Genomic DNA, 19768 nt, shown 5'->3' on the forward strand with positions numbered 1-19768 from the left:
ACGCTTTTATTGCGCTTGGAGTGGAAGCAAAACTGTCACTTCGGCGACTCGGGAAGCCGTCCGGTCAATCCGGCGCCGGTGACACATTTATTGCGTCCTACGGGTGTCCGCATCGCTCACGTCCGCGCTCGATCCGCTTTCCGTGGAAGTTGTGCCCAGTGCACTGACGGCGAAGGGCTGACTCGAAACCTGGGGCGCAAGATGGAACCAGCCAACGTTTGTAACAATATCGCCGGCGCTCTGCGCGAAAGTCGACGTGCTTGAAATGAGCGCAGCGGTCGCTGCGAAAATGTGGCGCTTGGCCATACGTCTCCTCTTCTTTTGTTGTGGATGCGAAAACGATTTTATTCGCTAAGCGTTCCATTCAAAAGGAGATCGTCTGGTAGGGATACTCTGGAATTCTGGAAGGCCTTTCGTGGTAACCGGCGCTGTCCGTTCAGCTCAACGGTGCATTTCGCCGTCGTATGTTTCAGCTGGTAAGCGCGGCGCGTATGCAGACTGCGGTGCCGTTGGTATCGTCGCACTCCCAGAATTCCACATCCGGCGGCACCAGATGCGCATACGTCCGGAGATAGTAATCAGCCAGCGTCAAGCCACGTTTCCGGCATTCATCGCGAAGAACAAACATTACCTTGCGATATTCACCCGGAGCCAGACTGAAGTAATACATCGCCTCGTTCCAGACCGTCAGCTTTGCCACGGGAATCCGGGCGCCGCGGGTCCATCGATGGGACTTGCACTCGACCAGAATCTTCTGCTCCTCGCATCCGAGATCAAACGCATGATCCTTCTTCGTCATGCCGATGCCCAGCATGACCTTGAGGCTGCCTGGCAAGGCGACTCCCTGTCCCGCAAAGAAGTGCCGCGCCATGACCTCGAAGTCGCGTCCCGCATGGGCATTTGAGCGGGCACCGACACGCTGATGGGTCATGTCACGCGTCATTTTTCGCCCGGCCACCAGGGTTGAGGCTGAGGCGCGTCGATCGCGTAATCCTCAAGACGTTTGCCCGCGAGCCACCTGGGGCGCGGTCCCCTTCCAGACCATTTGTGACCAGTCGCGGGATCGTAATATCGAGCGGGCGCCCGCTCCGGCTTGTCGTAACCTAACGCCCGGCGTACTTCCTGTTCTGTAATGCAGAGAAGCTTGACGTCCTCCCGGAAGCGAGCCAGTGCGGCGGCAACTTCTCGCGCTCGGGCATCGGCCAGCAGTTCGTTGACGTGACCGAGTTCGGCACGCAGGGTCTTCAGTTCAGACATGGTCCGTGGGATGAATGCCGGCAAGGCGGCGACGGGAAGATTCTATCGCTGCACGGGGGCGTCAACGCTGACACGCAACCACAGCGTCACGCCTGGAGATATCGCTGAATGGCGTGATTCGCGAGACCGTCCGCCGTGATCTCGCGATGCTTCTACGAGGTGTTCTCCGCCGTCCGGCCGCGAATCTGGACGGTGGGCGGCGCCGGCACAGCGTTCAAGGCACGGACGATCCGGCTACCCGGCATCCTCCGGCGCGTCCAGCAGGCCAAGTCGAGGGAGCGCCCGCGACCAGATGTAATCCAGCAGGAGGACGAGGCCAGGGCCGGATATGCTGTTGTGTGGCGTCCGGACCATGATTTCATCCTGTCCGCGCAGTTCGTGAACCGTAGTTTCGGGATCGACCTGAAACTCGATACGGGTCAACACTTCGAGTCCGGTGTCGTGTCCAACCTCGAAATGTTTGGCCGCGGTTGCAAGCTGAAAGCACACATTCATCCACGGGCTGTTGTCGATCAGAAACGTGCCGAAGTCTTTCGGACCACGGATAGTGCGGCCGGCGAACTCGTCAAGGCGATTAAGCGCGTGTACCTGACGAAGTGCTTCGTAGACCCAATCCTTCATCTGCCACGCGGTGGTCACCGCGTTCATGACCGCATAGGCCCGGTGCTCGAGGTCAGCAGGTGGATTGTGGTGAAGCGCCAGTGCTTCAAAGTTGAGCTTTCTGTAGAGGTCGGCAGGTGTCTGGAGTGAAAATGTTCGACGATTGGACGTAACCATAACGAATCAGGCTCCGTTTCGCATGCGAAATCACTGATCGGATCAATACGGCACGCGATACCCGGATGGTAGTGAGTCCAGAAATAGGAAACGGGCCTTACGGCCCGCTTTCCTGTCGTTCAGTATTCCAGACGCCACTCAGGCAGTTCCGGGAAAGAGCTACGAGTCGATGTCTTCGCCTTTGCGCGCAACCGCTCCTTCATGGCGGGCGTCACGACCGGCATCGTCTTCGAACGGGCACGGCGCACGACCACCTTCGGCTGCTTGGCAGCGTCAGCCGGTTTTTTCGCCTTCAGTGCTTCGCTCATATCAACTCCTTCTGTTGCAGGTAGTCTAGCAGTTTTTCCCAGCAGCGGCTGTCGGCCCCCAGATCGAACTCCATCAGGCGCTGGGAGCCATTTTCCCGCCACCAGGTCTCGTCGATCGCGATCACATCCTGCACCGTGATACAGGCTGCGAGGTCAGGCTGTCCATCGGTTTCCCCGTGATCGAGTAGGGCGTCGAACCCCAATTTAGGCCAGACAAAATAGCCAATCATCCGCGGGTCATGTCCACGTCCCCCACCGGCGATCAGCGAGATACGGGTGTAGCCCATGCGGTGCGCGGTCATCGCGCAGAGCGCAAACGCAACGGTGCCTAGCCCTTCGGGCGCCTGATGACGCAGATAGAAATGATCAACGTGAACGGCACGCGGCGGCCCGATCTCCTGGGCAGGAAAGGCATCATCGTCGCCAGCCAGGACATCATCAAGAAACAGTGCCTCCCCGGTGCCCTCCTCGTCATAAATGCCAACGCGGTTCTTGTGCCCTTCATGGACCAGTTCGGGATGGATCGTCGTGAAGTAGGTGCCCGGCGGTGCGTCATCGTCGCCGTAGTCGTACTGGTCCTGCTCGTGCACGCGGGCGCCGTCAAACACCATCAGCAGCTGGGCGGCCTCACGGCTGGATATCACCACCCCGAACAGTTCGAACACATCGCCTTCTTCGAGTTGCACCCCGTCGTAGCGGAATGTCCCGTTCAGGTGAGCGATCGCCTGTGGTGTGCTGCACAACGCGTCGTACGGTTCGCGCAGCACGCGGTTGAAGAAGTCGGTCGTTGGAAGCGGCATGGTGCGGTATTCAGTAAAAGTGGCCTGCAAGACATCGTGTGCGCGCCGCGTTATGGGCGACGGCGGCACCGTGGCCACCATCCTTCTGAAACTGGGCCGACGCCGCCAGTATGGCTCGACAGGCGCCGCCCCGATTCCTTTTAGCTTGGCGCCGCGGCGTTCTCCGTCGATCCGGCCGGACTCATGGCATTCGCGCCTTCCTCCGGTTTGACGACGGGGGGATCGAGCAGCGACGGGTCCAGGACCGCCTGTTCCAGAACGAGTTCGGCTGTCTTTTGTGCGGCGCTCACGTCCAGAATGACTGACTCGCCCGCGTGCGACAGGTCTGAGCGAACTTTGTACAGATCACGGGCTTGTTTGTCCCAGTTCTCGATTTCCTCCGGCTCGTATCCCTGCGCCTTCGCCGCGCGTGTCACGAGCGCGCGCACAGCGGCCCCGTGCGAAACCTTCTTCAGGTTGCCCAGCGCACCTGACAGCGACTTATCGTTAACAGCGACCGTCTCCTTCCGCTTTTCGTTAATCCAGGCAATGGCCGCCGCGTCACGGGACCATTGCACCGCGAGGGAGTCGAGGATGGTGAGATAGGTCAGGAACTTCGAGCGCGGCAGTGCTTCATCCTTTGCGCTGACATAGAGGCTGAGTGCAGCGAGCAGCCCCTCGTCCCTGATTGCCGGGCAATTGTCCAGCCAGTCCTGCCAGCCAACCTGCTCACTCGTCATTGACGCGTCCATCCACAGCGGGGTAGGCCGGAAGCTTGCGGGGATAAGCGTCGGTGCCGGACCGTTATACGTTTCCACATTCGTTGTAGCGAGTTCTGTGTAGGGGCCGATGCGGAACGAGGCCCGCATGCGCAGGGACAATACCGGCAGTCTGGCTTTCAGCTCCTCGAACAGGGTCTCCGCCTCAGCCTTTTCCATCGGGTTGAAGAGGAGCCACTGGTGCGCAGCAGCCGCACTCACCGCGCCATGCTTCTGCGGAATCGGATCGCGCGTGTGCAACTGGGCCGTTTTGCCCAGAACGACCATGGAGTTTCCCTCCTTGCCGAGCAGGTTTCCCCGGCTCGCAGTCAGGGGGACGTGAAGCCAGTACAGATCTTGGGTTTCCGATATCGATTCAGACACAATTCCTCCAGGCGTAGTGTCAGGGACTAGGGGTGAAAGAATATAACGCGAGTGCTTTTAAAAGGGACTTAAAGCCCGAAGCACCCATCCGGATACCTACTCCCGTCTCGCGTTCAGGTGAGCGTCATTCTTCTTCCCGCCAGGCCCCTGCGTCCGGTTCCTTGCCGTTCAGGGGCGCTCCAAACGACTCGTCGCACGCATCGAGGTCAGCGATCTGCCTGTCGTCAAGTCGTCGAGCCTGGCCCGCACCGATGGCCCATTCACTCCGGTTCGCGAGTCGCGCGATCAGCATGCCGTACTGGCCCATGTCGAGCGGACGCCTACACAACGACGAACGCGGTGGCCACCTGTCCAAACTGCCATCGTCGCGCGCACTACAGACGCGCCGATCAGGCAGCTAGGACAGGGGCATAATGGCCGCCGACCAGCAGAGTTCGGCGAGCGCTGTCCGGTTGGAGCGGGGTCACCTCGACGGGCTGAAAGGAAATGGACATTCCGGTTATCCAAACCACGTGACGCCCGCTATCTTTGGACTCATCCTGCTCAGCCTGTATCACCCCAGGATGCCTGTTCGAAATAGCCGATTTCTTTCAGAAAACGGGCTTTGCCATCAACAAGGCTGAACTGCCCGGGCTCACGTTCATTGTTCCTGCGAACGTTTTCCGGCGAGGGCAACATGCCGTCGACGACGAGATCGGCCAGCCGGGTGTTTCGCATGGACTCGTGAAAATCGGTTGCTGCCTTGCGGCCGGACCACGCGAGCAGACAGTCGATCGTTGCGCCCGCAATCAGGTCGGCGACCTGAAGCTGTGGGTGCGTAACGGAGTTGGAAAAGGTCAGTTTGCGGATTCTCAGCGGTAATTCGGTCTGCCGCGCCCCATAGCCAATAATCCTCGGTGCCGCCGGCGTCATGAGTGCCCGCAAGAATGGCTCGCTTCTCTTCAAGGGCTTTGACTGGTCATGCGTAACGTCAAAAAAGCCGGTTTCTTCCTTCATCCACTTGTCGATCATCATGGAGAACAGGTCCGGGGCAGGATCAAAGGTCTGGAGCGGGAACGGCGTAAGAAATTCACGCATACGTCCGTATGCAAGAGCGAGTCCTGTCGCAAGATCACGGTTTCTCTCAGGAGCAGCAAGGAATGCGGTGCGAAGTGTCTGGTCGAAGCTGGAATATGCAACCGAGCTACGTTCCCGGATCGCGCGAAGAAATGCATGTAACAATTTTTCCCAGCCGCCATTCGGGAAAATCGTGTGTCCAGCGTAGTACCAGACGTTCGCCAGTCCGACATGACCGTCCCCATCATAGAGATCGAGGCCGTTCTCATAGACGGGCGGCTCGATCAGCTTGTCGACGAGCTGCGCGATCAGGTAGAACCGCTTGTCCACCACCAGCGCTTTTGCGGTCGCCGTCGTGAGATCGGGTAAGGAAAAAAACTGCAGCAACGCCGCCTGCCCTTCACGGCTCCCACGGAGCTTCGTGTACTTTGCCTCAACCTGCTTCTGGCGCAGGAGTGGTCGCACCATCTCAGCAGCGCGATCGCTGTCCAGACACGCGCTGGCCAGTGCAAACAGAGGCTGCTCGGCGTTAAGCAGGTCAACGCCCGTGTTGCCCGATTCATCACAAAACAGCTCCCGCATTTCTTCTCCCAAGATCGACGCGTCAACGGCCACGACTATTACGCGAGTGCGTCTGCAAACTCGTCCCAGAATGCAATCGCCGCGTGGCCGTACTCACGCAGATCGGTGAGCGTCAGATACAGGTCTTCGCCGGACATCGGATAGTAGACACGACGCGGATAGGCAGGAGTCGTCAGGTTCACCCCCCTCGCGCGATTGATCTGGAAGAGATCCGGTCGCGCGGTCTTCAGTCTGTCAGCCGATTCGCCGTCTGCGTGTTTGACCGTATTCGCCACCAGCTTCAATTCCTCGAGAGTCGACCAGGACTGCAACCGGCGGATATCCAGTCCAGCGTCCATCAGGCGCTTCTGCAAAACCTTGACCTGAAGAAGCCGGTTATCGTTTTCCTCCTTCGGTCCCAGTACCTCTTTGCGGTGAAAGGCGATGAGTTGCTGTTCCCACGTATGGTAAAGCAGTGGAGCAAAGGCGTTGATAAGCGCCTGCCGTACGGTGTCCATCCCGGAATAGTGATCGTAGCCGGCTTCAAACGCTGCTTCGGCAAGCATGCTCTCATCCGTCATGTCGGGATCTAGCGGTAGGGACATCAGATCCGCATAAGCCTTTTCTTCTATCGCTTTGGCTTCCGCCTCAATGTCATCAAACGTGGGGAGCAGACGTGTTTCAAGCACCTGAAGTGTGCGCTCCAGATGGGGCTGAAACATGCGCCTGAAGTAGCCGCTCCAGAATAATTCATTGTGCATCGCTGCTCCTTTCGCTGTGCTGTACGTTGAATGTCTGATGAGTTGTGCACATACGATGCACCCGGTGTTCCGAGCCATCAATTAAGCAGGGCTTTATGTATCTCGACTTGGTTCCCCGTGCCCAGAGTCTGATGGAGCAATCGTGCCACCGCGCGCATGAACTCGGACTCGGAACTGAACCCGCACGCGAGAGCCTGCCGCTCGGCCGACTCATCAATCGCCAACGCATTGAGCGCTGCCCGCGCCATTGCTTTGGCTTCATTCGCGTTGTGCGTGAGATTGCCATTGAATACGACGCTCTTCGAAAGGCGACTGCCGTAGACCGAAATAAAAGTGACACCGTTGCGACTATAAATGTGTCACAACGCGGCGGACACCCGGCCCGGTGCCGAAAGATTAGCGCTGAGGCGACCCCAGCAAGCACATCGCCGCTCTCTGCGAACTTCCGGTATCGACCCTTAACTGCCCCTCGGCGCGCCGTGTCGGCAGTCGGGTGTTGGCTGGAACTCGGCCATTCGTTTGGAAGCGATACCTGTGAATCTCCCAACATGCAAACTAGCGGCCCCGCCGACGTGGCTATGGGGACGCACCGAGCATCACAATAAAATCTCGATGCGTCTCTGTCTCACCCTCCGCTATCCGGCAAGCCGACTCGCGATCGCAATGTCCTCCGTCACTGCCAGGAACCTCGCAACGTCACTCGGCGCATGGCAATGCAACGGAGAGATGCGCACCGCACCGTCGAGGTTGAACGATTTCAACATCCGCCCCGAGTAAAGGCTCGTCGCAATCCGCTCATAGACGATCACGCCCCGCTCTTCATAGGCGCGTACGGCGGCGGTCGGGTCAAGGTTATCGAAGCCGATACCTGCGATCAGATCGCGGCGCGTCAGATCGTCGTGATCCCAGAACACGCGTACGCCTTCGATCGCTCGCAGCCCGCGCTGTCCGTCAACGCCGTCGAGCAACAACGAAAGCAGCGCGCGCTCGTGCTCTTCGATGCGCTGCATGCCTTGTACGAACCGTTCGCGCCGGTCTTCGGCGTCGCTAAACTGGGCGCCGATCCACGCGACATAATCGACGATCGCGCTCACCACGGCGAATTGCGCGGGCGCGGGGCTGCCGAGTTCCCAAACCCCTTTGTCCTTGGCCGCGAGCCGATGATGCGGAAGTTCCGCAAGCCGTTCGGACAGCCATGACACGCCCGAACCCCGGCACCCGAAGAACTTGTACGGCGCGAAATTGATGCCGTCCACAGGGGTCTTTTGCAGATCGATAACCGCATGTGGCGCATGCTGAACCGCATCGACGATGATAAAAAGATCCGGCTTGCGCGCCCGCGCACGTTCGACGATGGTCGCAATATCGAGCTTCGCGCCCGAGATATTCGATGCGTACATCACGCTCAAAAGTGCCGTATCGTCGTCGATGAGCGCGACGATGGCATCGGTATCGACGCCGCCGGTTTCGGCATTGCTCGGTGCGATGCGAAGCTCCTTGCTCGTACGCTCGCAGTACATCGTCATCGCATCGAAAGACGACGGATGCTCGAGAATCGTGGTGACGGCGTTCGTGCCCGGCACGTTCTCCATCACCGTGCGGACCATGTCGAACATCGCCGCCGAAGCGGTCAGCGAGAGGTACACACTTCCGCCACGCACGTTGAGGATGCGGCGCACGTCGTCTTCGCCGCGCGCCTGAATACCCTGCAGAAACAGCGCGCGCTCGTGGATACGCTCGGGACAGTCCGGCAGCGCATCGATTTGCGCGAATGCTTCCAGTGCCGATTTCAGTCTGAACGATCCGCCTGCGTTGTCGAAGAAAAGACGTTCACGGTTGTCGATATCGCGATCGACGTAATGAAAGCGCTGCTTGATGGCTTCCATCATCGATGCTGAAAACAACTGCCCGCGATTGCTGCTCATCGGATCTGTTCCTCGTTCCATGTTAGTCATTCCTGAATTCAACGAATCTCATGCGTCCAGCGACGCGATATACGCCTTGCCTTTCTCCGCGTCGTACTGGCCTTCCCAGCGGGCGATGACGAGCGGTGCGAGCGCGTTGCCCACCACGTTCAGCGCGGTGCGTCCCATGTCCATGATGCGGTCAACGCCTGCGATGAACGCGAGCCCTTCGAGCGGCAGTCCCGCGCTGGCGAGCGTCGTGAGCAGGATCACGAACATGAAGCCGGGCACGCCTGCCGCGCCTTTGGAGGTCACGACCATCGTGAGCACGAGCACGATCTGTTCTTGCAGGCCCAGATGCACGCCATAGAGCTGTGCGACGAACAGCGTGCCGATGCCGAGATAGATCGACGCGCCATCCAGATTGAACGTGTAGCCTGTGGGCACCACGAACGTCGTGATGCTCTTCGGCACGCCGAAGTCTTCCATCTTCTTCATCAGTTGCGGCAAAACCGTCGCCGAACTGCACGTCGAGAAGGCGATGATCAATTCGTCCTTGATGACGCGCACCAGCGTGAAAATGTTGAAGCCGAAGAGGTGTGCCGTAATGCCGAGCACGAACACCGCGAACAGCACGATCGCGAGATACGTCACCGCAACCAGCTTGATGAGCGGCAGCAGCGAACCGAAGCCGAAACTCGCGACTGTCACTGCGATTAGCGCACACACACCGAACGGCGCGTAACGCATCACCATGCCGGTGACCTTGAACATCGCGTCGCTGATGCCTTTGAAGGTTGCGAGCACCGGCTGGCGATATTCGGCAGGCACGGATTGCAAGCCCAATCCGAACAGCACGGAGAAGAAGATCACCGGCAGCAGATCGCCGCGCCCCATCGCCATGACGATGTTGTCGGGAATGATGCTCAGCAACAGCGCCATGAAGCCGTGATGACCCTGCGTTTGCTGCGTGGTCTGCTGATAGCGCGAAATATCGGTGTGTCCGAGTTGGGACAGATCCGTGCCCAGCCCCGGATGCAGCACGTTGCCGAGCACGAGTCCCAGCACGATGGCGATCGTCGTGATGACCTCGAAGTACACGAGCGTCTTCAGGCCGACGCGCCCGAGCGAGCGCCCGTCGCCGACGCCCGCGATGCCCATCACCATGCTCGTGAACACGATGGGTACGACCACCATCTTGATCAGACGAATGAAGATATCGCCGGCCGGTTGCAGGAAGCCGTTGATGGCGGACTCGCGAAACTCCGGGAAACGGTTGAGGACCAGCCCGACCCCAATGCCGGCGATCAGGCCGATCACAATTTGCCACGCGAGCCCGATGCGAGGCTTGCGCGCCGCGCGCTCGGGGTGAGGTGTTTCCATGACGGATTCCATGCGCTCTCCAGACACGTATCGGTTGATATAGATGAGTCGAGCCTCTGCAGGGACTCGTTAGGGGGAAAAGTACCCAGTCAAAATGAACTAAAAAAGCGATTTTTTTCTATGAGAAACTATCGCTTTTAGTGATGTGAGTCCGGAGCCATGCTGACGTTCAAGCAAATGGAAGCCTTGTACTGGATCGTCCAGCTCGGTTCGTTCGAGGCGGCCGCGACGCGCCTGAATACCACGCAATCGGCGATCTCCAAGCGCGTGCAGGAACTGGAGCGGGCTTTCGACATGGCGGTGTTCGACCGCGCAAATCGCAGCGCGCGCCTCACGGAGAAGGGCGCGGAATTCTTCGAGCACGCGAGGGAATTGCTCGAGCGGCGCGACCAGATCGTCGAGCGCATGAGCTCGAAAGAGGCGCTGGTTCGACAAATTCGCATTGGCGTGACGGAACTCACGGCCCTGACGTGGCTGCCGCGCCTCATTGCCGCGATTCAGGCCGAATATCCTAAGGTCAAGGTCGAAGCGGAGGTCGATCTGAACGCAACCTTGCGCGAGCGGCTGGCGGCGGCCACGGTGGACGTGATCATCGTGCCGCAGATGCACGAGGTCGAGCCGTATGCATCGACGCTCGTCGGTCAGGTTCGGAATGCGTGGATGTGCGCGGCCAGTCTCGCGCCGGGAAAGCGTGCGATTCCGCTTGCCGATATCGCGAAGTTTCCGCTGATTTTGCAGGGCGGCCTGTCGGGTACGGGCTACGTGTATAGCCGGTTTCTCGAGGAGCAAGGGGTCGCGTTGCAGAAAGTGCTGGCGAGCAACAGCCTGATTGCGCAGATTGGGCTCACACTGTCGGGGCTTGGCGTTAGTTACCTGCCCGAAGCCTGTCTTGCGCGCATGGTCGAGCGACGTGCGCTCGTCGTGGTGCCGACGCGGCCCGCGCTCCCGCTAGTGCGGTACGTCGCCATGCATCGGGCGGAACAGTCACATTCGCTCAGTGCCGCCGTGGCGCGACTTGCGGCGCAATCGTGCGACTTCTCCTCTAATCTGCTTGATCCGGGAATCTAGGCATCAGCAAAAGCGGTCGAAGTCGTTGACTCGTAGAATCGAACGTACGCGGCGCTCGAAAGCACTTGATCTAGAGCTGGCAGCCATTGCTCTCCAGTCTGGCGGAGCGAGCCGCTTTCGTGTGTCTTCAATCGGGACTGGACCGGCCACTTGGTCCTTGCATCCGAAAGTCAGCTTGTGGCCGACTAGCGCCTGACGCAGCGTCAGAGAACTGCCACTGACGCCGGCATCCACTCGGCGACATCGTCATAAAAGTACAGCCCCGTCGCTAATCGGCGATTAGCGACATAGCTGCGTTTTTCAACGAAACTGCAAACACGCTGATCGAGCCGCCGGAACTCCGCCCTGCCTCACTGCGGGGCGAAGTGTCGAATTTAATACGGACTGAGCTGAAGTGACGTTTTTATTGCGCTTGGAGTGCAAGCAAAAGTGTCACTTTTGCGGGGTAAAGCGCCGTCTGGTAGGAATCGCGCCAGTGACACTTTCATTGCGTCCTACGGATTCCGTGCACCGCTGTGCCTTCTTGACACGTGGCGTCTGCTGCTTTTCGGAAGCTGCATGCCCGACACGAACGCGTCGAAGTTAATAGAAAGTGAGGCTTCGCTCGGTTTCCGGGCCAGCCGCTAGCCCCGCATTTTCGCGTACAAGGACCAGTGAACCCTAAAAGGTGTGTTCGTCATCAGATTAAATTGGATGGCGCTTTTTGAGGGTTATAAGTCCTTTGAGCCTTTCAATCAAGGTTCCATAATTTGCGCCGGAATCAGGTCGGAACACGAGCACAGACGCGATTGCGCCTTGTGCTTCCGGTTCGATCAATCTCGAGCAAAGAAAAGGAACCGAATATGAGGCTTAAAAGCAAGTCGGCTTTGATTACTGGCGGGACTAGCGGCATCGGTCTCGCGACAGCTAAGCTTTTCATTTCAGAAGGCGCCCGGGTAGCGGTTACCGGCCGCGACGAGGCCGCTTTAGAGCGTGTGAAGGCCGAGCTTGGCGAGAATGCGTTAGTTCTCAAGGGCGATGTGCGATCGATCGAGGACATGCGGGCGATTGCAGCTGAGATAAAAAAGAAGTTCGGCGGCTTGGATGTCGTGTTCGCCAATGCGGGCTGGGCATTTCCTTCCGCACTCAACGACATCGACGACGACCTCTACAGCGAGATCATGGACATCAACGTCAAGGGCGTGGTGTTCACGGTTCAAGCGGCGCTGCCGGTCTTGCGGGATCACTCATCAGTTATCCTGAATACGTCGTTCGTCGCCCAGACCGGCAAGCATGGCGTCTCGTTGACTGCAGCGGCGAAGGCCGCCGTGCGATCGCTTGCCCGCAGTTGGTCCTACGAGTTCCTCGATCGCAAGATCCGCTTCAACGCGATCGCGCCAGGCGGCATGGAAACGCCCCTGCTCAGCAAGTGGGGGATGTCGGACGAGGATGTCCACAACTTCAAAAGCGAGTTCGCGAAGACCATCCCGGTTGGCCATCTGGGAAAGGCAGAGGACATTGCCTACGCGGCGCTCTATCTCGCCAGCGACGAATCTTCCTACGTCGTCGGCACGGAACTGATTGTCGACGGCGGCGCCTCGCAGCTCTAAGCCTGCGCTTTCCGATTCACGAACGCTATAAGTCCTTCCTGCTCATCTACACCGTGATCCCGTGTCCACCACGCTTTCCTGTCGTGGTGGTTTTCCATCCGGCTCAATCTGGTTGCGCACGCGGAGGGGCCGAAACGCAAGGAGAAATGATTTTGACCGACAGCAGCGAAAACAATGCCTCCGGAAAGCCACTCACCGGAGCAGGTCGCTCGCGCCGCGATATTCTCAAGTTCGGAAGCATCGCCACACTAGGCGCCGTGCTGGGTGGCGGAGCCCTGCTTGGCCACACGTCGCCTGCTCTTGCGCAGGCAGCAAGCAAGCCAGAGCTTGCTCCGAACGACCCACTCAACATTTTGATCGTCAATTACGACGGCGGGACGCTTCTCGACTTCGCCGGCCCCAGCGAGATTTTCCATCGGTTGCCAAATACCAACGTTCGCTATGCGAGCCTCAATGGGGGCAACGTGACTCTTGAATTCGGAGTCGTGTATGGAAAGACTGAACGCCTGGCCGATATCGATAATACAGACCTGATTCTGTTGCCCGGTGGGTCCGATTTGACGGCGCCGATGCGGCCCGAGTATCAAGCGCAGATCCGGCGTCTGGCGGAGAGCGCCAAACATGTGACGTCGGTTTGCAATGGATCGCTAGTGCTCGCTGCGACGGGCATTCTCAAGGGTAAGCGAAGCGCCTGCCATTGGGCCTTCGTCAACAAGCTGTCCGAATATGGCGCGATTCCCGTACCAGATCGATTCGTGGAAGACGACCACGGCCGCTTCATGAGCGGCGGCGGCGTGACGGCGGGTATCGATTTCGCACTTCGCGTCGCCGCGAAACTGCGCGGCCAACAGGCCGCCGAATTCACGCAACTCGTGATCGAATACGATCCCGCTCCGCCGTTCCACTCCGGTCATCCCAGAGATGCACGGCCAGAAGTCATCGCGATGGTCGACAAAGAACTGCCCGGTGCATCAAGGGGGCTCGCACGAATTCCAGGCGTACGCTGAAATGCCCGCGGGCAATGTCTGCGAGGACTTTCACTGGTTTCGATGAAACTGCAGCCGACGTTGCTTGCCTCGCCTGCCCAATCGGGCACAGCCCTTTCAATTTAAACTGATCGGAAATCCTTAAATGCAACAGATTCGTCGTTTTGCAGGAGCCCTTGCAGCCTGCTTTTCCTTTTTCATGTTTGCCGTGCCAGCCATTGCTGGCGGTCTGCAGCCTCAAACCGAAGCGGCCATCAAAGCCGAGAACGCGCGATGGGCGGATGCCTTTGCGCGAGGGGACTATGAGGCGATAGGCCGTCTGTATACCAACGAGGGCGCACTCCTGCCGCCCGGCGGCGACCGGGTGACGGGAGGCAGCGCGATTGCCGCGTACTTCACCAAGGGGTATGCCGGGGCAAAACCCGACACCGTATCGTTCAGCAATTACGAGTTCTACGGTAACGACCGGACCGTGACGGAAGTCTCGGATGCGGAAATCCGTGACCATGCTGGAAACCTCAAATACCGCGGCAAGCAGATCCTCCTCTTTCTGAACGAGGGCGGCGCGTGGAAATTGCATCGCGACATCTGGAATGATTACGCTGCCCAGAAATCCGATGGCCGTTGAGCGCCTGGTGATGTAGGTAGCCCCGTACGGCGAGCGCCGATACGGCGGCGCACGATCAGTGCGCAATGTTCCTTCTGCTCTCGCGCCGGATCGCCTGCGGAGGGTGGCCATGCAGTTTGATGAAGGCCCTCCGCATCCGTTCCGGATCAGTGAATCCCACGGCCAGAGCGATCTGTTCGATCGGTTCGCTGCCATCCTGCAGGCGCAGCCTCGCCGCTTCGACGCGCAAACGTTCGACCGCCTTGGCAGGTGTTTCGCCGGTTTCCCGGCGAAATGCCCGTCCGAACTGCCGCGGACTTAATCTTGCGGCATCCGCGAGTCGTTCCACAGGTAGCGCTTCAGCCAAGTGTTCTCTCGCGAAGTTCAGGGCGATGCGGATACGATCCGATTCCGGCTCCATTTGCGACATGGCGGAAAATTGGGACTGCCCGCCCGGTCGACGATACGGAACAACCAGAAGCCGGGAAACAGCGCGCGCGACTTCTGCACCCATGTCTCTTTCGATCAAGCCGAGCGCCAGGTCGATTCCGGAAGCGATGCCCGCCGACGTCCAGATGTGGCCCTCCACGATATAGATGCTATCGCCTTGGACGCGGGTACGAGGGAAACGCGATTGCAACTGTGCGGCGTATCGCCAGTGCGTAGTCGCTTTCACGCCGTCCAGCAAGCCGGTTTCCGCAAGCAGAAACGCTCCCGTACACACGCTTGCCACCCGAGCCGCCCTGGCGCCCAATTTCCTGGCAGCGGCGATGTTCTCCGGTGCCTGCATCGGCTCTATATCACCGCCCACGAAAACGACGGTGTCAAATGTGCGCCTTCCAACCGGCATGGTCTCGATCACAAGACCTGTATTGCCACGAACCGGGCCTCCGGACTGCGAGATGACATGAAGATCGTACGGAGTATGGCCAGCGGCTGCGGCCACCTGATTAAAAGCCGACAGTGGCCCACCAAGATCGAGAGCGTCGTGGCCACTGCATACAAAGAATCCAATTCGATGCATGACGGAGTCGTTAGCCGAATATCCAGAGAGGACGCATTTTATGGGAATCCCACAAATCGCGCCATCCCGGCGGCAATGAGGAGCGAACCGTCATTTGCCGCTCATCCATCAGCTGTACAGCCGATGGTAGTAACGGCATAGGCAAGTCATCGGCATCGGCATCGGCATCGGCATCGGCATCGGCATCGGCATCGGCATCGGCATCGGCATCGGCATCGGCATCGGCATCGGCATCGGCATCGGCATCGGCATCGGCATCGGCATCGGCATCGGCATCGGCATCGGCATCGGCATCGGCATCGGCATCGAAGAGATTAAAGTTCATTCTGGCCGTCATCGCAGCTACCGCCTCAGGACGAGAAAATGCCCGCTCGATGGCGGGCATCAGGTACGGAGATCGAGCGCTGTTGGCGACAGCCCTTCATGGCATCAACACGACTGGCCGAGTGCGACCCTTTACAGATATTGAGAGATGACAGCCGAGCGTCCGCTTCGGAACGCATAACCGGCATCTATCGCGACAGCGATAGGAGGTAGTCGGCTCCACCACCGTCATCGGTCCACGCGTCTGTCGCCGCGCGGTCGATCCATGCTTCGCGAGCCCTATCACGCGTTCGTAGCGTCCTTCCCTCTGGCGCGCTTTCGATCCAAGGCGTATTTTCAAGCTGAATCCGAGTGACCCGCCAATCGATAAAGAGATCCGGCATGCCTTGCATTCGATGCAAACGCTCCTTGTAAAAATACGGGTCGACACCGATCCATACTTCGCCTTGCACCCACTGTCCGACAGTTGCAAACTTTGGCGGTCTCGATTCGCAAAAAACCTTGACTCCGAAGTCGATGACCCACACTTGAGGCGTCGAGAAAATAACTTTCGCAACCACGTCGTATTCCGAAGTGCCTTTGTATTGGCACCGTGTTGTGGTCTCATCTGAAGGAATTAACGCCGAACCACCAAACTCCAGTGCAAACCTGCATGAATCGCCGCATCTAAATTCGCCATAGTTTCCATCTTGGATAATCCACGAATTGAGTCCAACAACGAGCTCGTTCATATACAGGTGGCGATCAGCAGAATTCGGTCATTGTAAGTCCAATTCCGTCCGATTCTCTTATGCAAGCGGACGCTCAGCGATAGCCAGCCTTATGATCAGTACTGGCCGCATTCGGTCTGCCACCTTAGCTCGACTGATCAATCAAGCGGTGCTTGTTTCCGCGTCGGCTACCTGCCCATAGACCGCATGAGGTTGCTGCTTCACCACGGCCCAATACCGATCGCCATATGACCAATGCCACCACTCGAACGGGTAGTTTACGAATCCAGCACGCTCTAACGCTGCAAACATCGTTGCGCGGTGCGCGCGTGCGATCGGATTGAGGCCGGCGAACTGAGAAAAACATGCGCCGCTCGATGTGGCTTCGTCTTCGTCGTAGGCGCAACCAAGGTCCAGCTCCGCTCCATTGCAATCGCTCAACGTGAGATCGATGGCGCCACCACTTGGATGCCCTGCAACCCACGGCGGGGCAACAAATTGTGCCGTAAGCCCAACTGCATCACCCTCGTTCATCCCGGGATTCTCCGCCAAGATTCGCTTCAATCGCCGCTCAAAATAAAATTTCTGCAACGAGGTCGGACGCAAGGATTCCTTTATCAGCAGGCTATATCCTTCTGGCAAATTCGAAACCGCGTCGACCAGTCGGTGCGCGACTGTCTCCCGCACTGAAAATGTAGGCGTATAGCCAAGACAGGCGAAATTCTCGGCGGAGTCGTCAATCGATAGCCGTGGGTGTAAGCCGACGAGGGAAACAAGTTGTTCCCCACACTCCACTGTGGGCATGGCAGCAATCTGTGGGTCGGAAAGACTGAGCAGGTTCGTCGTTACAAGCATCGTTGTTTTGCTTCTGAACTTTATATCTGCGTTAATAATAGAGAATTGTCGACGAACTAGCCCTGAACATCGAATGTCCCAAACTGGCCGATGGTCGCCAGATGCGTTTCGCATGAGTCACGGACGCGCCGGGTTTGGGGCGACCGGCTGAGTGCGACCCATTCCGGCCATCCGGGCTTCTCCAAAGCGGTCATTTGAATCATAGACCGCCAAACGACGCGAAATCTCTTTGCGACATAGCAGCGGGACCAACTATCTGGTCGGCCCCGCTCCGCCGATCGTGCTATATCTGCTAGGAGACGTGGAGCGGCAGAGAAAAGGTTTTAGGCTTGTGGTCTTCCGATTGCAGCCACCGGCGTCGAGTCGGATCAAAAAACATTTTCGACACTGTGATTGCAGTCGCTCCTTTGTCGCGCAAGGGACGAATGCTGATTCGGTTGTATTGGAGAGGCTGTGAATCACGCTCACTATTCACGACCCCGGAGCTGCCACAACCAACAATTAGAAGTTTGTTACCTCCGTCTCCCGATTGATCGATCATTTCTTCGTGAGCGAAGTGCCGATGTCCATGGAGAACCAAACTGAAACCGTTCTCTAGCAGTGCTGTTTTTATATAGGCCGCGTCACGAAGCACCTCATCCGCGCGTTTGATACTTGACTCAAGGGAACTAACGGGAGTCAGATGATGATGCATCAAAGCAATTTTAAGCGGTCGCTTGTCGCCACAAAGAGTATTCATTTCCTCAATGGCATTCTTGAATTGGCTTTCTCCAATATAGCCCCTATGATCGTCTGGACCTTCCAATACTGCGGAATTAAATCCAACAATCACACAATTACATACATCCAAAAGATCCGTTATCTCGTAAAGACGCTCTGGCTCGACCTGATTGTCGATATGCAAACCCAAGCTGCTTCGAAAACGTATGTATGGGGTAAATCCGAGATATCGAGCTTTTGGGTCGGCTTGTTGGATGCTCCAGTTCACATCGTGATTGCCGGGAACAATAGCGAAATTTTTTCCGGCATTGCGGCCGCCATCGTTGAGCGCATTTGCAATGATTTGAATGCAAGTGGCCGCATCTTCGAATTCTTCTGTAAGCGCCATTTGCGTTACATCGCCAGTTACCGCCAAAAAATCACCGGGATTGGTGGAGCTGACTAAAGACTCGACAAGATATTTCGCAAGGCTTGGCTTATCTGAATCAGGAATTCCATCGCCTGCCAGGGGGAGGTTGGAGAAATAATGCTTCGATCCGAAATGAATGTCCGACATCTGGACGATTACGAATTCTTCATCTTTCTTTGCCCCATTGGATTCAGCCACAATGGCTTGATCAGTCAGACGAGGTGGGGTCGCCGACACATATGCTCGGAACAAAGGATCGGCCACTTTATAATATTGATCCGCAACTTTCTCGAGTTCAGCACCGAAGGCGTCCTTTTGAAGATCGGCTACCCAATATGAGGGATTGCTAACCTGCAGCTTTTCCGCTTCTGGGTACGCTTGAGAAGTGTGTATGACTTCGGCGGAAGCAGACGCAAATATGCGTAACACGGCCTCACGTTGCGACGAGTTACCAATTGCTTTGAGATATCGGTCCTCAAGTGATCGATCTGCACGCCCAGAAGCTATCTGCTGAAGAGCGACGTTCAGGATTTCGGTAGTAATTACGTTCTTTTTTTCTTTGAAGGCGTGCAGAAGAGCATGCTTCCCGACCAAGTGAAGAAGGTATGGGTGGCCTTTGACGATCTTTACAAGATAATCTACAGCATTTTTATCGAATGAAATTTCATTCGAGATGTATTCCTGAGCCTTTGAAATTATTAAGCGAAGTTCATCTTCACTCATATTTGGGACTTCGAGCTTGCCGGTATCAAGCTGGCGCTCGATGGATTTGTGGTCGCGAACTAAATCTTTTTCTGTTTGCCCAATCCCCGTGATAATAAAAACACAGTTCCCAGGATTGGCTTTTATTAGAGAAGCGAAGCCTTCCTGATTCTCGATTAATTCGAATTCATCGATAAAAATTGCTACACCGAATTCGGCCAACGACGCGCACTTCGCGACTCGATTCCAAAAGTCCGAGACAAGTTTTGGATTGAGGCTTCCCGTTAAATCGTAGGTCCCGACCTCGTTGAATCCGAGAAGTTCGTTCCATTGTGCGAGCGCATTTTCGTCAATGAGAAGGCGATAAAGTAGCTGATTAATGTTCTGAATTGACGAATCACGCGTTAGAAAGCATGTGACGTAATCGAACTTCTCTCCGGCCAGCCCCGAGCCAATCGATTCTAGGAGGTCGTTTTTCCCAGATGCAATAAGTGCCAGTTGGCGTGCCAGGGACGATTTCCCGATGCCTCGGACACCATGGATGAACGTATGATCCCGTGCTAAAAGCAGTTCAGCGCCGCGCTCAACTTGCTGCTTTCGGCCGGAAAAACGGCGTGGATCGGAAATCTCTTTCGCTGGTTGAAAGGCATCGAGAATGTTTTTATATAAGATCGCCATTTTGATTTCACGATTGATTGCGAGAGACACTCACTACTCGTAGCCAGATGTTCATCGCAAAGAAAATAGTATGCGCTGCGCCAAGTTTCGTGGTGGAGATTGTGCGGCATTGTAGCGCTTTAAACTGTTTCAGGCGCGCTTTGCGCGTCAAGTCTAGGGCTTGTTTAT

Annotated in this window: 20 protein-coding genes; 4 read left to right on the forward strand and 16 right to left on the reverse strand. The window is 57.3% G+C overall.

The annotated features are described in order from the left end of the window. Positions 1 to 469 precede the first annotated feature (469 nt). From BBA01S_RS35965 to gltP, 11 genes are all read right to left on the reverse strand, one after another. Positions 470 to 931, reverse strand: coding sequence for a hypothetical protein (locus tag BBA01S_RS35965; protein WP_245641696.1), 462 nt, complete (start codon positions 929 to 931; stop codon positions 470 to 472). 8 nt (positions 932 to 939) lie between these two features. Further along, complete coding sequence (locus BBA01S_RS46335) at positions 940 to 1257, reverse strand: H-NS histone family protein (protein ID WP_084162749.1); 318 nt, start codon at positions 1255 to 1257, stop codon at positions 940 to 942. Positions 1258 to 1491: 234 nt separating this feature from the next. Continuing rightward, complete coding sequence (locus tag BBA01S_RS47275) at positions 1492 to 2034, reverse strand: hypothetical protein (RefSeq protein WP_156966204.1); 543 nt, start codon at positions 2032 to 2034, stop codon at positions 1492 to 1494. Between the two features lie 119 nt (positions 2035 to 2153). Next, the gene (locus BBA01S_RS35975; protein WP_027820657.1) at positions 2154 to 2342 is read right to left on the reverse strand and encodes a hypothetical protein; all 189 of its coding nucleotides are present in this window, start codon (positions 2340 to 2342) and stop codon (positions 2154 to 2156) included. Then, positions 2339 to 3172 (reverse strand): hypothetical protein, encoded by an 834-nt coding sequence (locus BBA01S_RS35980; protein WP_245641697.1) that lies wholly within the window; start codon positions 3170 to 3172, stop codon positions 2339 to 2341. The genes BBA01S_RS35975 and BBA01S_RS35980 overlap by 4 nt, the downstream gene beginning before the upstream one ends. Positions 3173 to 3282: 110 nt before the next feature. Next, positions 3283 to 4167: a hypothetical protein gene (locus BBA01S_RS35985; protein ID WP_042298458.1), complete on the reverse strand. Its 885-nt coding sequence runs from the start codon at positions 4165 to 4167 to the stop codon at positions 3283 to 3285. Between the two features lie 220 nt (positions 4168 to 4387). After that, on the reverse strand, positions 4388 to 4570 hold the full coding sequence (locus BBA01S_RS35990) for a hypothetical protein (RefSeq protein ID WP_027820660.1): 183 nt from the start codon (positions 4568 to 4570) through the stop codon (positions 4388 to 4390). A gap of 236 nt (positions 4571 to 4806) precedes the next feature. Then, positions 4807 to 5901, reverse strand: coding sequence for a DUF3800 domain-containing protein (locus BBA01S_RS35995; protein ID WP_156966205.1), 1095 nt, complete (start codon positions 5899 to 5901; stop codon positions 4807 to 4809). A 38-nt stretch (positions 5902 to 5939) separates the two neighbouring features. After that, on the reverse strand, positions 5940 to 6641 hold the full coding sequence (locus BBA01S_RS36000; protein ID WP_027820662.1) for a hypothetical protein: 702 nt from the start codon (positions 6639 to 6641) through the stop codon (positions 5940 to 5942). Positions 6642 to 7276: 635 nt separating this feature from the next. Then, positions 7277 to 8566 carry an aminotransferase class V-fold PLP-dependent enzyme gene (locus BBA01S_RS36010; RefSeq protein ID WP_027820663.1) on the reverse strand — a complete coding sequence of 430 codons (1290 nt, stop codon included), beginning with the start codon at positions 8564 to 8566 and terminating at the stop codon, positions 7277 to 7279. Between the two features lie 48 nt (positions 8567 to 8614). Beyond that, positions 8615 to 9940 carry a glutamate/aspartate:proton symporter GltP gene (gltP, locus tag BBA01S_RS36015; protein WP_027820664.1) on the reverse strand — a complete coding sequence of 442 codons (1326 nt, stop codon included), beginning with the start codon at positions 9938 to 9940 and terminating at the stop codon, positions 8615 to 8617. Positions 9941 to 10087: 147 nt separating this feature from the next. Here gltP and BBA01S_RS36020 point away from each other — a divergent pair, with 147 nt between their 5' ends. From BBA01S_RS36020 to BBA01S_RS36035, 4 genes are all read left to right on the forward strand, one after another. After that, positions 10088 to 10996 carry a LysR family transcriptional regulator gene (locus BBA01S_RS36020; RefSeq protein WP_027820665.1) on the forward strand — a complete coding sequence of 303 codons (909 nt, stop codon included), beginning with the start codon at positions 10088 to 10090 and terminating at the stop codon, positions 10994 to 10996. 842 nt (positions 10997 to 11838) lie between these two features. After that, a complete protein-coding gene (locus BBA01S_RS36025) occupies positions 11839 to 12585 on the forward strand; it encodes an SDR family oxidoreductase (protein WP_027820666.1) in 747 nt (248 codons plus the stop codon). Positions 12586 to 12737: 152 nt separating this feature from the next. Beyond that, on the forward strand, positions 12738 to 13592 hold the full coding sequence (locus BBA01S_RS36030; RefSeq protein ID WP_027820667.1) for a DJ-1/PfpI family protein: 855 nt from the start codon (positions 12738 to 12740) through the stop codon (positions 13590 to 13592). A 124-nt stretch (positions 13593 to 13716) separates the two neighbouring features. Continuing rightward, positions 13717 to 14199 carry a YybH family protein gene (locus tag BBA01S_RS36035; RefSeq protein ID WP_027820668.1) on the forward strand — a complete coding sequence of 161 codons (483 nt, stop codon included), beginning with the start codon at positions 13717 to 13719 and terminating at the stop codon, positions 14197 to 14199. Positions 14200 to 14254: 55 nt separating this feature from the next. Here the strand turns inward: BBA01S_RS36035 and BBA01S_RS36040 are convergent, their stop codons facing one another. The 5 genes from BBA01S_RS36040 to BBA01S_RS46345 all read right to left on the reverse strand — a co-directional run bounded on the left by BBA01S_RS36040 (position 14255) and on the right by BBA01S_RS46345 (position 19630). Then, positions 14255 to 15202 carry a GlxA family transcriptional regulator gene (locus tag BBA01S_RS36040; RefSeq protein ID WP_027820669.1) on the reverse strand — a complete coding sequence of 316 codons (948 nt, stop codon included), beginning with the start codon at positions 15200 to 15202 and terminating at the stop codon, positions 14255 to 14257. Between the two features lie 10 nt (positions 15203 to 15212). Next, positions 15213 to 15587, reverse strand: coding sequence for a hypothetical protein (locus BBA01S_RS46340; RefSeq protein ID WP_156966206.1), 375 nt, complete (start codon positions 15585 to 15587; stop codon positions 15213 to 15215). Positions 15588 to 15714: 127 nt separating this feature from the next. Then, a complete protein-coding gene (locus tag BBA01S_RS47280; protein ID WP_156966207.1) occupies positions 15715 to 16257 on the reverse strand; it encodes a hypothetical protein in 543 nt (180 codons plus the stop codon). Between the two features lie 141 nt (positions 16258 to 16398). After that, positions 16399 to 17091, reverse strand: coding sequence for a M15 family metallopeptidase (locus BBA01S_RS36050; RefSeq protein WP_027820670.1), 693 nt, complete (start codon positions 17089 to 17091; stop codon positions 16399 to 16401). Between the two features lie 292 nt (positions 17092 to 17383). Continuing rightward, positions 17384 to 19630 (reverse strand): nSTAND1 domain-containing NTPase, encoded by a 2247-nt coding sequence (locus BBA01S_RS46345; RefSeq protein WP_156966208.1) that lies wholly within the window; start codon positions 19628 to 19630, stop codon positions 17384 to 17386. Positions 19631 to 19768 lie beyond the last annotated feature (138 nt).

It is taken from the genome of Paraburkholderia bannensis NBRC 103871 (assembly GCF_000685015.1).
GTDB lineage: Bacteria > Pseudomonadota > Gammaproteobacteria > Burkholderiales > Burkholderiaceae > Paraburkholderia > Paraburkholderia bannensis.

What these genes read in the sequence shown, in the direction of transcription:
- BBA01S_RS35965 (WP_245641696.1), bottom strand. Translation starts at nt 931, where the DNA reads ATGACCCATCAGCGTGTCGGTGCCCGCTCAAATGCCCATGCGGGACGC.
- BBA01S_RS46335 (WP_084162749.1), bottom strand. Translation starts at nt 1,257, where the DNA reads ATGTCTGAACTGAAGACCCTGCGTGCCGAACTCGGTCACGTCAACGAA.
- BBA01S_RS47275 (WP_156966204.1), bottom strand. Translation starts at nt 2,034, where the DNA reads ATGGTTACGTCCAATCGTCGAACATTTTCACTCCAGACACCTGCCGAC.
- BBA01S_RS35975 (WP_027820657.1), bottom strand. Translation starts at nt 2,342, where the DNA reads ATGAGCGAAGCACTGAAGGCGAAAAAACCGGCTGACGCTGCCAAGCAG.
- BBA01S_RS35985 (WP_042298458.1), bottom strand. Translation starts at nt 4,167, where the DNA reads ATGGTCGTTCTGGGCAAAACGGCCCAGTTGCACACGCGCGATCCGATT.
- BBA01S_RS35990 (WP_027820660.1), bottom strand. Translation starts at nt 4,570, where the DNA reads ATGGGCCAGTACGGCATGCTGATCGCGCGACTCGCGAACCGGAGTGAA.
- BBA01S_RS35995 (WP_156966205.1), bottom strand. Translation starts at nt 5,901, where the DNA reads ATGCGGGAGCTGTTTTGTGATGAATCGGGCAACACGGGCGTTGACCTG.
- BBA01S_RS36000 (WP_027820662.1), bottom strand. Translation starts at nt 6,641, where the DNA reads ATGCACAATGAATTATTCTGGAGCGGCTACTTCAGGCGCATGTTTCAG.
- BBA01S_RS36010 (WP_027820663.1), bottom strand. Translation starts at nt 8,566, where the DNA reads ATGAGCAGCAATCGCGGGCAGTTGTTTTCAGCATCGATGATGGAAGCC.
- gltP (WP_027820664.1), bottom strand. Translation starts at nt 9,940, where the DNA reads ATGGAATCCGTCATGGAAACACCTCACCCCGAGCGCGCGGCGCGCAAG.
- BBA01S_RS36020 (WP_027820665.1), top strand. Translation starts at nt 10,088, where the DNA reads ATGCTGACGTTCAAGCAAATGGAAGCCTTGTACTGGATCGTCCAGCTC.
- BBA01S_RS36025 (WP_027820666.1), top strand. Translation starts at nt 11,839, where the DNA reads ATGAGGCTTAAAAGCAAGTCGGCTTTGATTACTGGCGGGACTAGCGGC.
- BBA01S_RS36035 (WP_027820668.1), top strand. Translation starts at nt 13,717, where the DNA reads ATGCAACAGATTCGTCGTTTTGCAGGAGCCCTTGCAGCCTGCTTTTCC.
- BBA01S_RS36040 (WP_027820669.1), bottom strand. Translation starts at nt 15,202, where the DNA reads ATGCATCGAATTGGATTCTTTGTATGCAGTGGCCACGACGCTCTCGAT.
- BBA01S_RS46340 (WP_156966206.1), bottom strand. Translation starts at nt 15,587, where the DNA reads ATGCCCGCCATCGAGCGGGCATTTTCTCGTCCTGAGGCGGTAGCTGCG.
- BBA01S_RS47280 (WP_156966207.1), bottom strand. Translation starts at nt 16,257, where the DNA reads ATGAACGAGCTCGTTGTTGGACTCAATTCGTGGATTATCCAAGATGGA.
- BBA01S_RS36050 (WP_027820670.1), bottom strand. Translation starts at nt 17,091, where the DNA reads ATGCTTGTAACGACGAACCTGCTCAGTCTTTCCGACCCACAGATTGCT.